This is a genomic window from Vibrio sp. Vb0349, from assembly GCF_033338975.1.
In genome coordinates, this window is the sequence record NZ_JAWOTS010000009.1 from 15943 (window position 1) to 29832 (window position 13890).

Consider the following 13890-nt stretch of genomic DNA (forward strand, 5'->3'; position numbering starts at 1 on the left):
ATGACTGACTTCAACACTCAGCAAGCTGACAACCTGTCTGAACACGTTTCTAAGAAAGAAGCAGAAATGGCAGAAGTACTGGCGAAAATTGTCCGCGACAAATATCAGTGGGTAGCAGACCGTAAGGTGTCTCAACCGCTAAGCACATTTCAGTCTGATTTGCTTCCATCGGACCGCAGCTTCTACGATGCTCTGAGTGGCGAAAAGACGGCATTCATCACCGAATGTAAGAAGGCATCTCCTTCTAAAGGTTTGATTCGTGATCACTTCGACTTGGATTACATTGCATCGGTTTACAACAACCACGCAGATGCAATTTCAGTCCTAACAGACGAGAAGTACTTCCAAGGTAACTTTGACTTTCTTCCTCAAGTGCGTGGTCAAGTCAAACAACCGGTTCTGTGCAAAGACTTCATGGTAGATACCTACCAAGTTTACCTAGCACGTCATTACAGTGCTGATGCTGTCTTGCTAATGCTGTCTGTCCTCAATGATGAAGAGTACAAAGCGCTAGAAGAAGCAGCACACAGCCTGAACATGGGCATCCTGACCGAAGTGAGCAACGAAGAAGAGCTTCATCGTGCAGTTAAGCTAGGCGCACGCGTTATCGGCATTAATAACCGTAACCTTCGCGACCTAAGTACTGATTTGAATCGTACTAAAGAACTGGCACCGACAATTCGCGAATTAGCACCAAACGCAACCGTGATTTCAGAGTCTGGCATTTATACGCATCAACAAGTTCGTGATTTAGCGGAATACGCAGACGGCTTCTTGATTGGTAGTTCGCTGATGGCGGAAGACAACCTTGAACTTGCAGTACGTAAAGTGACGTTAGGCGAAAACAAAGTGTGTGGCTTAACGCATCCAGATGACGCAGCAAAAGCGTATCAATCTGGCGCAGTATTTGGTGGCCTGATTTTTGTCGAGAAGTCGAAGCGTGCGGTTGACCTTGAAGGTGCTCGCTTAACCATGAGCGGTGCTCCACTGAATTACGTTGGCGTTTTCCAAAATCACGATATCGATTTTGTTGCTTCTGTCGTGACCTCTTTGGGTTTAAAAGCAGTGCAGCTGCACGGTCAAGAAGACCAAGCTTACGTTAATCAGCTAAAAGCAGAGCTACCAGCATGTGTTGAAATCTGGAAAGCTTACGGTGTGACAGATGCGAAGCCAGAACTGCTTTCGGACAACATTGACCGTCACCTATTAGATGCGCAAGTTGGCACTCAAACAGGTGGAACCGGACAAGTGTTCGACTGGTCACTGATCGGCGACCCAAGTCAAATTATGCTAGCGGGCGGACTGTCGCCAGAAAATGCTCAACAAGCAGCGACACTAGGTTGCTTGGGATTAGATTTAAACTCTGGTGTAGAAAGCGCACCAGGCAAAAAAGATTCACAGAAGTTGCTTGCGGCATTCAGCGCCATTCGCAACTACTAAAGCTGGATATCAGCTAAAAAATTTAAAGCTATTCGTAGCGAAAAATACGAGAAGGAATATAACGATGGCAAAACTGAATGCCTACTTTGGCGAATACGGCGGTCAGTACGTTCCGCAAATTCTAGTTCCAGCATTGGAGCAACTAGAGCAAGCGTTTATCGACGCGCAAGAAGATCCAGAATTCCGTAGTGAATTTATGACCCTTCTGCAAGAGTATGCGGGCCGCCCAACGGCTTTGACTCTAACTCGTAACCTAACCAAAGGTACGAAAACCAAACTGTACCTAAAACGTGAAGACCTACTTCACGGTGGCGCGCACAAGACCAACCAAGTGTTAGGTCAAGCGCTGCTTGCGAAACGCATGGGTAAAAACGAAATCATCGCAGAAACAGGCGCAGGCCAACACGGTGTTGCAACCGCACTAGCGTGTGCACTACTTGGCCTTAAGTGCCGCGTTTACATGGGTGCAAAAGACGTTGAGCGTCAAAGCCCGAACGTATTCCGTATGAAGCTAATGGGCGCAGAAGTCATTCCTGTCCACTCGGGTTCAGCGACACTTAAAGATGCATGTAACGAAGCGCTGCGCGACTGGTCTGCAACTTATGAAGACGCGCACTACCTACTAGGTACAGCGGCAGGTCCTCACCCATTCCCAACCATCGTGCGTGACTTCCAACGCATGATTGGTGAAGAAACGAAGAATCAGATTTTGGCACGTGAAGGTCGTCTTCCTGATGCGGTTATCGCATGTGTGGGCGGTGGTTCAAACGCGATTGGTATGTTTGCTGACTTCATCGAAGAAGAAAGCGTTCGCCTAATTGGTGTTGAGCCAGCAGGTAAAGGTATCGATACTGACCAGCACGGCGCCCCACTTAAGCATGGTAAAACAGGCATCTTCTTCGGTATGAAAGCGCCATTGATGCAAGATCCAAACGGTCAAGTAGAAGAGTCTTACTCGGTATCTGCTGGCCTTGATTTCCCTTCAGTTGGCCCACAACACGCACACCTAAACGCAATTGGCCGTGCTGAATACGACAACGTGACAGACGATGAAGCACTAGAAGCATTCCAAGAGATTGCACGCCATGAAGGCATCATCCCTGCTCTTGAATCTTCTCACGCACTGGCTCATGCACTGCGTATGGCTCGTGAGAACCCAGAGAAAGAACAATTATTAGTCGTTAACCTATCAGGTCGTGGTGACAAAGACATCTTCACCGTACACACCATCTTAGAAGAAAAAGGAGCAATCTAATGAGCCGTTATGAGAAGATGTTTACGCGCCTAAACGAAAAGAACCAAGGCGCATTTGTACCGTTCGTAACGGTTTGCGATCCAAACGCCGAGCAGTCTTACAAAATCATGGAAACACTGGTCGAGTCTGGCGCAGATGCACTTGAACTTGGTATTCCATTTTCAGATCCTCTTGCGGATGGCCCGACCATCCAAGGCGCTAACATTCGTGCGCTAGATTCAGGCGCAACACCGGATATCTGCTTCGAACAAATTGGTAAGATCCGAGCTAAGTACCCAGAGCTACCTATTGGTCTTCTGATGTACGCGAACCTTGTTTACTCTCGTGGTATCGAAAACTTCTATGAGCGTTGTGCAAAAGCAGGCATCGATTCTGTTTTGATTGCAGACGTACCAACTAATGAAAGTGCCGAGTTCGTTGCTGCTGCAGAGAAGTTTGGTATTCACCCGATCTTCATCGCACCACCAACGGCAAGTGACGAAACACTGAAGCAAGTATCAGAGTTAGGTGGCGGCTACACTTACCTACTATCTCGTGCAGGCGTTACTGGCGCAGAAACCAAAGCAAACATGCCTGTAGGTCATATGCTGGATAGACTGAACCAATTTGATGCGCCACCAGCACTACTTGGTTTTGGCATCTCAGAGCCTGCACAGGTGAAACAAGCACTAGAATCTGGCGCCGCTGGTGCAATTTCTGGTTCAGCCGTGGTCAAAATCATTGAAGCGAACGTTGATCAGCCACAAATTATGCTCGACAAGCTAGGTGAATTCGTTTCTGCAATGAAAGCTGCCACTCAAAAATAATTTCAGTTTGATATGACACAACAACGCCCGCTTAACATTATGTTTAGTGGGCGTTTTCTTACTATCGCGTTTATACCACGTCATTTTTTGTTCAACGCCCGCACTTTCCAAATCTATCTCAAGCAGAGCACTCAAAGAGTGTTAAGCTTGGGTCACTTAACTAACTCAATAAAGCAATGTGCAGTAAGGTTGCTACATGGAAGAAGTCAAAACACTGCTAGCCAAATGTCCTGTACTATCAGGGCTGCCAGATAAAGGGCTTAGTGAAGCAGCGCAAATGACTAAGGTTCGCTGCTTCGACGAAAAAGCACTGATTTGCAATAAAGGTGCGCTTCAATCTTCTCTTATGATCATAGCTCAAGGTGCAGTGAGAGTGAACTCAATTAGTTCAAAAGGCAAAGAAGTCACACTGATGATTTTCGAAGCTGGTGGCTGGTTTGGAGACAATGTTTTTTCTCCCGGCATGCCTCGTATTTTTGGTGCGACCGCGCATTCTGACGTGACTGTAATGGAGCTTCCTGGAGATAAATTTCGCCAATTACTCGCCAAATACCCTCAAAGTTACCCCACTATACTCGACTTACTTAGCCGCCGCTTGTGGTCTGCTATTTCTGTTATCGAAGATGACGCGATTAGAGGAATTGAAGAACGAGTCGCCAAAAGGTTGCTGCTACTTGCTGAATACCAACTTAATCAAGCGATCGATACTCGACCATGCGTTGTCAGGGTAACAAGAGAACATATCGCTAACATGATGGGGCTAACTCGTCAGAGCGTACACAAGATACTAAAACGATTAGAAAGTATTGGGATGCTAGAGCTAAACTATGGCTCAGTAACCATTACCAATCCGAAACGCTTAGAAGAATACTTTAAAGAACTCGAGCAATAGATCCATTCAACAAACGGTAAGTATTGTCTAACGATAGCTAAAAACCTTATGCATCTAATTGGTCAAGAGCACAACACCATTTGCACTTAGGCAAGTGGCGCTGTGACACAAAAACCATTGAATTGACTAAGCTATATTCAATTCAGATTTCAACTCACGTTTCAAAATCTTTCCTGTCGCACTCATCGGGAGGTGTTCACGAATTTCGACATAACGAGGATATTTAAACGAGGCTAATTGCTCTTTACCCCACTTTTGTAATGAATCGGCGTCAATGTATTCTTTTGGTTTAAGTACAACGTAGGCTTTTATCTCTTCGCCATACTCTTCATTTGGAATCCCTATCACCGCTACCATTGAAACTGCAGGATGAGTCATGAAAACTTCTTCAATTTCTCTGGGATAAACATTAAATCCACCTCGAATGATCAGATCTTTCATTCTATCGACAATAAATAAATTACCTGAACTGTCAAAGCGGCCCACATCACCAGTATGGAACCAACCATTTTGTAGCGCAGATTCAGTAACTTCTGGGCGGTCAAGATATCCCTTCATAACATTATGACCACGCACAACAATCTCACCTTCTTCGCCTATCGGTAGTGCATTGCCTTCAATGTCGATAACTCTTACTTCGACGCCTTGAACCGGTTGACCTACCGAGCCTGGTATTCGCTCCTGATCTAAATGATTAAAACATGCAATAGGACTTGTCTCCGACAACCCGTATCCTTCTAAGATCGGCACATTAAATGTTTCTTCAAAGGTTCGAAAGATTTCGGTTGGTAATGGCGCACCACCGCTTACTGCAACACGCAATGACGAGGTATCAAATTGATGCTGCACATGAAGCAGACCGATGTACATCGTTGGCACACCAGCAAATATCGTCACCCTATGTTTTTCCACCAGCTCAAGAACATGTTTAGGCTCAAACCTAGGCACTAACACCAATGTTGCCCCGCCCAAAACACTAGCATTTAAGTGGACGGTTTGACCAAATGTATGAAATAAAGGCAAAGTTACTAAGTGAATATCATCGGCCTGGCTGCCCATAATGTTTTGTGCCACCAGAGCGTTCATTATGATGTTCTGCTGAGTCAGCTCAGCGCCTTTTGGTAAGCCTGTCGTCCCTGATGTATACAAAATCACACAAGTATCATCCGCATTACGCGGTATATAATCCGGCAACGGTTGGACATCGGCTATAAACGCATTGAGAGTTATTACACCATTCCAATAGCTTTCATCTTGAGATTGAGTCAGTACGACTATGCCTTCGCATGTATCGACTTGTTCAAAGGCTTTGACGCCCTCTTTTGCCATTGGCAGTTCTTTCGTCCCTTCAAAGCAGAAATAAAACTTCGCTTTTGAATCTTCTAAGTGATACTTAATTTCTCGCGCTTTCAAAAGCACATTTAATGGGACTGCAACCGCGCCAGCTTTTTGTATTGCATAATAAACAAACGCGAAAAAAGGAATGTTTGGGCATGAAATCGCAACGCGGTCACCTGGCTTTACGCCTTTATTGATTAAAGACGCTGCGATCTTGCCGGCGATCGCATTAAACTGCGCATAATTTATCTTTTCAGCGCCACATATCAACGCCGTTTTATCTGGTTTACTCGCAGCATTTCTTTGTAACGCAGCAGCAAGATTCATCATAGTCTCTTCACCTCTTACTTGTCTTTCTCGTCTAATCAGCTCAGGAGCATTAACTAAGCAAGTTATCCTTAACACTGGATCGTCAGCATTTGATTCTCACCAGTCATTACCATTTAACATTATGTTTACAACGCAATCAGGACTAAGAATGTAAAGCAATTAACATTTCAGAAGGCAAATTAATAAAAGTGTGAGCTTGAAAGAGATGAATTGTTATAAATATCACCCCAAGTCACTAAAAACTCTGACTGCAATAGCAAATACAAAAGCGGTTAAAATTAACAAAAAGAAAACAAATAAAGAAAAATAAACTTGAACAATCCCAAGCGTAACCCTTATAAGAAAAATCAATAGCAAACGTTTGCTATTGAACAAAACTTTATCGTTCGTCAATAAAATATCGATTAATCCATCAATAATACCTTGCTGCATATTGCCAATTGTAAACGATAAGTGTAAAAAGCAAGGCGAGATAATTATCCGTAAATCCATTTATGGTTAGTGGGTAATTTTAGGATTTTACATTTTATTAGCACAGAGGTTATGGAAGTGTTAAAAGAAAAGAGTTTGCTAAACAACATTGGCGTACAAGTCGTAATCGCCATGATCGTGGGCACAGCCGTTGGTGCCATGATGGGTCATGATGCGACAGTGTTCGCTCCTTTAGGTGCTATCTTTATCAACTTAATCAAAATGTTGGTTATTCCTTTGGTCGCTGTAGCCTTGATTTCTGGCGCCGCTGGTCTTGGGAACAGCCAGTCAGCAGGTAAAGTTGGTATCGTCACTCTAGGTTATTTTGGTTTAACATCCGCCCTAGCCGTTGCGCTTGCACTATTTATGGGTGAAGTATTCCAACCAGGCATGGGTATCGACGTCTCTGGCGTCGAAGGCATGTTCTCAGCAGAATACGCTTCAAAAGGTGAACTACCTACTTTCTGGGCAACCATCACTGGTATGATCCCAACCAACGTTTTCCAATCACTAAATGAAGCAAACATCCTACAGATCCTCGTTTTCTGTATGTTCTTTGGTATTGCGATTTCTAAGCAAGCAAAAGAGCGTCGTGAACCAATCATCAATGGTGTTAACTGCATCGTTGACGCAATGGTTTGGATGATCAACAAAGTAATGATCATTGCACCTATCGGTGTATTTGGTCTGATGGCAGAAGCCGTCGGTACGTTCGGTTTTGGTGCGCTAATGGTGGTGTTTAAACTGTTCGTTGTTTACGTTGCCGCCATCCTAATCTTCGGTTTCGTTGTTTACCCAGCAATGGTGCATGTTTTCACGAAGACATCTGCGAAGAAATTCCTGTCTTCAATGAAGAAACCGCAAGCAGTTGCGCTTTCAACAGCGTCTTCTATGGCAACACTGCCTGTTACAATGGACACCTGTGAAAAAGAGCTGGGCGTAAAAAATTCAACTGCATCATTTGTTCTGCCTCTAGGCGCAACGATCAACATGTCAGGTAATGCGATTTACTATGGCTTGGTTGCTATCTTCTTTGCTCAACTGTTCAATATCGATCTAGGCATGGGCGCTTACATTGCAATTATCGTAACGTCTACATTGGGTGCGGTTGGTCAAGCGGGTGTTCCTGGCCCTTCTTTCCTAGTGGTTGCCGTGCTTCTTGCCGCTGGCATTCCAATTGAAGGTCTACCGCTGCTATTCGCTCTTGACCGTATTTTCGATATGATTCGTACAGCACTGAACATCACAGGTGATGCTGCATGTGCAGTTATCGTTGATGCGCTAATTGAAGAAGAAACGGCAGAAGCTGAGCTAAAAAAGCAAGAAGCCTAACCCTTTCTTGAATAGACCAAAAACCGCTCATAATGAGCGGTTTTTTTGTCTTTTCTTGCATTACGTAACTATACAAATAGAAACCGATGGCATAAATTTTTCAAAATGATATAAACCATTACAAAATATAACAAAACGTTAGAGCTAGGTTATATCATGAGTCTTGAGCAATCTTTGGACTATCTCACCAAAACAAATTTGCCGATCGAATCAAAGCAGCAGGCACTGGTTGACTCAGTTATTCTTACCCTAACGAAACAAAAACGAGATGCTCTTTTTCAACAGGTTGCTCTGTATCGAATAAAACTGCTTAAATCTCTCTTTCCTAAACACGCATCAAAAAGTCTTTCTGCACTATTTGAGTTAATGGATTATCGAGATTTAGTGCAACAGTATCCGACAGGTTTCTCCGAAGAGATTCGTTTACTTGAACAACTTACCGCAGATTGTTACCCGCATTGGATGGTTTTCTGGTGTCAATGCGAGATCGAAGCAATCAAGCAAAAATATCCTTCAAACGAAGCTGCGATTCCTACTCCGCTTCCGTTTGACGACCACAGCTATACTAGCGTGTTAATTGAAGATATCGCAGATTGCGATCTTGAGGTAATGCTGCCAAATCATGCAGCGTTAATACCGATTTCCGAAGCGATCACACTGAGTAATCTTGAGCTTTTCGTCCAAACTGAACAATGGTTTGAAATCTTGCCTCTTTTATCACTCTCGCAAAAAGGGCAGCACTTTGCGCTCTTGCTCAAATCGTCATCTTCACCAATCATGGTCTCCTCCGCTTTAGTGCAAAGCTGGCATCAACGAAATAACTGGCTCAGTTACTCACCACAGTTTAGTAACGAACAATGGCAGTTTTGCTTTCCTAATCATGGGTACAGTGTTCTCAATCAACTGGGTATTTTGGAGTGTCGTGCTCTAACTCATGAGCACACTCTTATTGAGTTTGATGCTCAGTTTCAATCTCGTGTAAAGAACACTGAAGCGGTTTGCGAAGTGCTGCGCCTTACGGTGGGAGGCAACATCCAACAAAAGCTGTATTTTTTGTATCTGGCGCAAAAAACAATGATGAGTGAGCTTTATAAAACAGGCTATAAGCTCGGCTTTACCATTATTGAGCAAGTATTTATGTTAAATTTCTATCAATCTATTGATTTAAGTGCCTACTTTCACTCAGGATACCGCGACATTAACGGTGACGGTACCAAGACATACCGCGGTTTCTGGAATTTAGGTATGATGGTTGAAGCATTTCAAGACATACAATTTCGCGACTACAAACATTGCGTACGAAAAAAAAGAATGGATAAAAAGGTGAATGAGCATGCTTGATGTTCATTTGCACGGTCTCTTTTACCCAAAAGCAATGGCATTGTACGCGACTGTACTAATAGTATTCGCTTGGCTACTGTATTACTGCTATCGCCTAAAACAGAAGAGTGAATCAATCTTAGGCTCGCATCACGCGCCTTACATCGCTTATTCCAGCTGTATCATTGTTTGGATAAGCAGCAACGCCTATTTCCATACCGATTTATTGCCAGAATTAGGCTCTGTTGGTGGTATTTTTATGGCTAAGTTAGCGAACTTAGCGTCTTTTTTCGCCTTTGCGTTTGCATTCTATTTTTCTTGCCAGTTAACCGCAGATGTTAAAAAAACAGCGGTCAAAGTCTGGCAAAAAGTCGTCTTTGTCGCACTAGCAACGTATTCACTGTACATCAACTTAGTGCCGAATCTTACTGTCGAAAATGTCACCATTAGTGGTCCAAGCCAGTTCGTCATTGAATTTGGCCCACATACCTCATATTTTTTCATTAGTTTGCTAGCTTTCGTGGTACTAACGCTGCTTAACTTGATTGCCATGCGCGCTAACAGCAGCAAGCTCACGCTAGCAAAAAGCAACTATATGATCGCTGGCATTTTGGTATTCATGTTATCTACGGCAGTGATACACCTTGGAATGACGTATTTCCTTGGCGACTTCTCCCTAACTTGGTTACCACCAGCACTTTCAATCAGCGAAATGTTGTTTGTGGGCTATGCCCTACTTACCTCTCGCTTCTACAGCGCTAAATATCTCACGTACTTAACGGTAAGCGCGCTCTTAGTCTGCGCCATTTTTGTTCTGCCGCTAGGGGCGATATTTATTCCTATCTCTGAAGATAACCAATGGCTTGTTGCGGTACCTTTATGTGCGCTTATCGGTATCACTTGGCACTTGCTTTTTAAGCGAGTCAGTCGTTTCGCTTCGTATTTTATTTATGGGAAACGACACACTCCCGTTCAGCAAATCCTTGGGTTAGAGGAAGAGTTTAAACGCTCAATAGATGATGCTATGCGTCAGTTGGCATCGTTACTTAACATACCAAACAACAAGCTACAGCTAGTCACTAGCAATTACACAGAAACGTTTTACGAAGAGTACCTGCCGTCAAGCAAGTCAGTTCTCGTGCTTGATGAGTTGTCTGAAGAAATTGATTATGCCTCCTCTTCTAAAGGGTCTATGAGAAAGCTCTACGAGCGTATGCGCTCAAGCAATACTGCGCTCGTTATGCCTCTCTTCGGTCGTGGAAAGTCTGTTACTCACTTGCTGATTTCTTCACATAAAATAGATAATAAGCTGTTTTCTAATGAAGAAATCTCAGCTCTGCAAACGTTATTAGTTCGCATCCAGAGCACCATTGAAGCCGATAGAAAGGTACGCCAAAGCCGTGCGCTGGCTAACTCCATTGCACATGAAATGCGTAACCCTCTCGCTCAAGTACAATTACAATTTGAAGCTTTAAAACAGCATATAGAGTCAAACGCCTCACTGGATACGCTAAAAAGAGAAATTGATAAAGGTGAAGCCGCTATACAACGCGGTCGACAACTTATCGATATTATTTTACGAGAAGTTAGCGACAGTTCACCAGAGCATGAGCCTTTAGCTCTCACTTCCATACATAAATCCATCGACCAAGCACTAAGCCGTTATGGTTTTGAAAACGATCAAATAATAGAGAGAATTAACCTGCCACAGGCACACGATTTTGTCGCGAAGTTAAATGAGACCCTGTTTAACTTTGTCATTTTCAATTTGATTCGTAACGCTATCTACTATTTTGATTCTTATCCCGACAGTCAAATTGAGATTCGTACCCAGACGGGGGCTTACGAAAACATTCTGATCTTCCGAGATAGTGGGCCAGGTATAGATAGCAGTATCTTACACAAGATATTTGATGACTTTTTCTCGTATCAAAAAAGCGGAGGCAGTGGCTTAGGTTTGGGCTATTGCCAACGTGTTATGCGCTCCTTCGGAGGACGAATAGAGTGCCAGTCTGAATTGAACGAGTTCACAGAATTCTACTTGTATTTCCCAGTCGTACCAAACGCACCAAAACCAGAGACATTGAGAGCACCGGACTTTGATAGCTGGAAAGCAACTCCATCACATTCTGAAAATCATTCAGCTCAACACGTACAAGTATGTAAAGATGCACCAACAGTGCTCATTGTTGATGACAAAGAGGTGCAACGCACCTTGGTACAGATGTATTTAAAAAGATTGGGAGTCAACAGCTTACAAGCAAATAATGGAGCCTCTGCGGTAGAACTATTCCACTCACACAAGATTGATCTCGTTCTTATGGATGTCCAAATGCCGGTAATGAATGGATTTGACGCAAGCCAACGGATTAAGCAAATCACATCCTCCGTTCCAATCATTGCCTTATCTGGTGAGTCTGGAGCTAGAGAGTTGGAGCTAATTTCGAAACTCATGGATGACAGACTCGAAAAGCCCACCACGTTAAATGCACTTCAAGTCGTCATCCAAAGATGGCTACAGAACGAGAATTTTGCACCTTCCAACACTTTTTAATTTGCAAATATAGAATTGGCACTAGATGTGCATTATTGGAGTAAATCGAATTATCCAGAAGGTCAAGCAGGCTGCAAATGAGTAGCGTATGAGCTTGATAAGGAGATCGCCATGTTACTTCATCGACATACATACTACGGCTTGATTCATCATGGAATCAAAACACTGTTACTTGATCGCTTAGGCCACTATACAGAAGAAGAGTATCATCAATATCTGAGCCTGATGACTGGTAAATCCACTTGCTTCACGATGTCTCTCGAAGAGCTAGAAGCAACGGTCGATAACTTACTACGGGAAGGCTATTTAGAAGATGTAAAAACGCTTATTTCCCAATATCAACGTGTTGCTTAAGGTTTAAAACTCTCAACTTTATTGCCGCCTCATCGCGGCAATTTTTATTCCTTCCATATGCTGTTTCGACATGGAAGAATCTTGCGGTCTATACGATATACTAAGCGTTACTATTCTTACCTTAACTTCCTCAGTATTCACATCTTGTCAGATTCCGTTAGACTGTCTTCAATTCAATAATTAGGTAGATTTTGCCATCATGAAGCAGATCCTAGACTTTATACCACTCATCATTTTCTTCGCTTTATACAAGCTGTACGACATCTACGTGGCGACAGGTGCACTGATCGTAGCAACAGCCATTCAGCTTGTCGTCACCTACGCGCTGTATAAGAAAGTCGAAAAGATGCAACTAATAACATTCGTTATCGTCACTATCTTCGGCGGCATGACCCTTTTCTTCCACGACGACAATTTTATAAAGTGGAAAGTCACCATCATTTACGCGATTCTGGCGATTGGCTTAGCAGTGAGCCACGCATTGGGAAAATCAGCTATCAAAGGAATGCTAGGCAAGGAAATTACGTTACCTGACGCTGTTTGGGCAAAGATTAACTGGGCTTGGGTTGGCTTCTTCTCATTCTTCGCTGGCTTAAACATTTATATTGCTTACGAATTGCCGTTGGATGTTTGGGTTAACTTCAAAGTATTTGGAATGTTGATCGCGACATTTGCCTACATGATTGCGACTGGCTTTTACATTTATAAACACATGCCAAAAGAACAAAAAAAATAACTCATCCGATGTGTCCACTGATGATTAAAAACTCAGTTTTGCTATAATCCGCGACTTCACAGCGACCTTAGGGTCGCTGTTTTGCTCCATGTATCAGTAAACCGCTCAAACAACGTACCGTTTTCAGACCATTCTTGCTGCTGTAAACCAACTTTCTCTGGTCCGGTATCTGCGGTTTTTTAAGGACCTTTGGTTCTAGGTATTTACTATGTTGGCGCTTAGTTTGAGCGCCTTTAAGATTTAGGATGTCACAATGAGTCAAGAAATTAGCTCTCCGAAAGGTCAAATGCTGCTTCGTACCCTTGCAATGCCTGCAGATACAAACGCCAATGGCGATATTTTTGGCGGTTGGATAATGTCTCAGCTCGACTTAGCGGGCGCGATTCTGGCAAAAGAGATCTCTTGTGGTCGCGTTGTCACCGTTTCGGTATCAAGCATTACGTTCAAAAAACCTGTTGGTGTGGGCGATGTCGTATGCTGCTACGGCGAATGCACTAAGATCGGCCGCACATCCATGAGTGTCGATTTGGAAGTATGGGTCAAACCCGTCAAAGCTCACGGTGTTGGCGAACGCTTCATGGTTTGTGATGCGACCTTCAACTACGTAGCCATTGACAGTGAAGGTAAACCACGTCCGGTTCAGAATTAGTCAACCTACAACGCTAACAGTTAGAAAGGATCTCACATTTTCTGTTGTTCACTTGTGAGAGACACAAAAAAGGCGTTAAATTAACACTTTACCCTACCAATTAAGGAACTATGCTATGTGGTATGTCATCTTTTCACAGGACGTTGAGAACTCGTTGGAAAAACGCATGAGCGTTCGCCCACAACACTTGGATCGCTTACAAAAGTTACAAGACGAAGGTCGCCTTCTTACAGCTGGTCCGATGCCTGCGATAGATTCTGACAATCCTGGAGAAGCTGGATTTACGGGCTCAACTGTCATCGCTGAATTCGCCTCGCTAGAGGATGCTAAAGCGTGGGCAGAAGCCGATCCTTACGTAGCGGCTGGTGTTTACGATAATGTAATCGTGAAACCGTTCAAAAAAGTGTTTTAAT

General features: G+C 43.6%; 11 protein-coding genes and 1 pseudogene. 11 read left to right on the top strand and 1 reads right to left on the bottom strand.

The genetic code is table 11. The features are described 5' to 3' along the window. The 4 genes from trpCF to R7Q47_RS12180 all read left to right on the top strand — a co-directional run bounded on the left by trpCF (window position 1) and on the right by R7Q47_RS12180 (window position 4393). A complete protein-coding gene (trpCF, locus tag R7Q47_RS12165; RefSeq protein WP_248486822.1) occupies window positions 1-1440 on the top strand; it encodes a bifunctional indole-3-glycerol-phosphate synthase TrpC/phosphoribosylanthranilate isomerase TrpF in 1440 nt (479 codons plus the stop codon). A gap of 64 nt (window positions 1441-1504) precedes the next feature. Continuing rightward, entirely contained in the window at window positions 1505-2695 is a 1191-nt protein-coding gene (gene trpB, locus R7Q47_RS12170) for a tryptophan synthase subunit beta (RefSeq protein ID WP_151514973.1), read from the top strand. Beyond that, window positions 2695-3501, top strand: a complete 807-nt coding sequence (gene trpA / locus R7Q47_RS12175; RefSeq protein WP_005386769.1) for a tryptophan synthase subunit alpha — start codon at window positions 2695-2697, stop codon at window positions 3499-3501. Before trpB ends, trpA begins: the two co-directional genes overlap by 1 nt. Window positions 3502-3697: 196 nt before the next feature. Then, entirely contained in the window at window positions 3698-4393 is a 696-nt protein-coding gene (locus R7Q47_RS12180) for a Crp/Fnr family transcriptional regulator (RefSeq protein ID WP_213871703.1), read from the top strand. A gap of 126 nt (window positions 4394-4519) precedes the next feature. Here the strand turns inward: R7Q47_RS12180 and R7Q47_RS12185 are convergent, their stop codons facing one another. Then, complete coding sequence (locus R7Q47_RS12185) at window positions 4520-6061, bottom strand: long-chain-fatty-acid--CoA ligase (RefSeq protein ID WP_213871704.1); 1542 nt, start codon at window positions 6059-6061, stop codon at window positions 4520-4522. 543 nt (window positions 6062-6604) lie between these two features. Between R7Q47_RS12185 and R7Q47_RS12190 the strand changes: the two genes are divergently transcribed. From R7Q47_RS12190 to R7Q47_RS12220, 7 genes and pseudogenes are all read left to right on the top strand, one after another. Beyond that, window positions 6605-7864: a dicarboxylate/amino acid:cation symporter gene (locus tag R7Q47_RS12190; protein ID WP_005376774.1), complete on the top strand. Its 1260-nt coding sequence runs from the start codon at window positions 6605-6607 to the stop codon at window positions 7862-7864. A gap of 156 nt (window positions 7865-8020) precedes the next feature. Continuing rightward, window positions 8021-9205, top strand: a complete 1185-nt coding sequence (locus R7Q47_RS12195) for an acyl-homoserine-lactone synthase (RefSeq protein WP_248486824.1) — start codon at window positions 8021-8023, stop codon at window positions 9203-9205. Then, a complete protein-coding gene (locus R7Q47_RS12200) occupies window positions 9198-11738 on the top strand; it encodes a response regulator (protein WP_318089062.1) in 2541 nt (846 codons plus the stop codon). The genes R7Q47_RS12195 and R7Q47_RS12200 overlap by 8 nt, the downstream gene beginning before the upstream one ends. A gap of 111 nt (window positions 11739-11849) precedes the next feature. Then, entirely contained in the window at window positions 11850-12092 is a 243-nt protein-coding gene (locus R7Q47_RS12205) for a hypothetical protein (RefSeq protein WP_005376770.1), read from the top strand. Window positions 12093-12291: 199 nt separating this feature from the next. After that, window positions 12292-12856 (top strand): annotated as a pseudogene (locus R7Q47_RS12210) (septation protein A). A gap of 225 nt (window positions 12857-13081) precedes the next feature. After that, window positions 13082-13477: an acyl-CoA thioester hydrolase YciA gene (gene yciA / locus R7Q47_RS12215; protein WP_005376768.1), complete on the top strand. Its 396-nt coding sequence runs from the start codon at window positions 13082-13084 to the stop codon at window positions 13475-13477. A 115-nt stretch (window positions 13478-13592) separates the two neighbouring features. Further along, window positions 13593-13889, top strand: a complete 297-nt coding sequence (locus tag R7Q47_RS12220; protein ID WP_005376766.1) for a YciI family protein — start codon at window positions 13593-13595, stop codon at window positions 13887-13889. Window position 13890 lies beyond the last annotated feature (1 nt).

Bases quoted from the DNA above. Each gene is read 5' to 3' on its own strand.
- trpCF (WP_248486822.1), top strand. From the start codon at position 1: ATGACTGACTTCAACACTCAGCAAGCTGACAACCTGTCTGAACACGTT.
- R7Q47_RS12185 (WP_213871704.1), bottom strand. From the start codon at position 6,061: ATGATGAATCTTGCTGCTGCGTTACAAAGAAATGCTGCGAGTAAACCA.
- R7Q47_RS12200 (WP_318089062.1), top strand. From the start codon at position 9,198: ATGCTTGATGTTCATTTGCACGGTCTCTTTTACCCAAAAGCAATGGCA.
- R7Q47_RS12205 (WP_005376770.1), top strand. From the start codon at position 11,850: ATGTTACTTCATCGACATACATACTACGGCTTGATTCATCATGGAATC.
- R7Q47_RS12180 (WP_213871703.1), top strand. From the start codon at position 3,698: ATGGAAGAAGTCAAAACACTGCTAGCCAAATGTCCTGTACTATCAGGG.
- trpB (WP_151514973.1), top strand. From the start codon at position 1,505: ATGGCAAAACTGAATGCCTACTTTGGCGAATACGGCGGTCAGTACGTT.
- R7Q47_RS12190 (WP_005376774.1), top strand. From the start codon at position 6,605: ATGGAAGTGTTAAAAGAAAAGAGTTTGCTAAACAACATTGGCGTACAA.
- trpA (WP_005386769.1), top strand. From the start codon at position 2,695: ATGAGCCGTTATGAGAAGATGTTTACGCGCCTAAACGAAAAGAACCAA.
- R7Q47_RS12220 (WP_005376766.1), top strand. From the start codon at position 13,593: ATGTGGTATGTCATCTTTTCACAGGACGTTGAGAACTCGTTGGAAAAA.
- R7Q47_RS12195 (WP_248486824.1), top strand. From the start codon at position 8,021: ATGAGTCTTGAGCAATCTTTGGACTATCTCACCAAAACAAATTTGCCG.
- yciA (WP_005376768.1), top strand. From the start codon at position 13,082: ATGAGTCAAGAAATTAGCTCTCCGAAAGGTCAAATGCTGCTTCGTACC.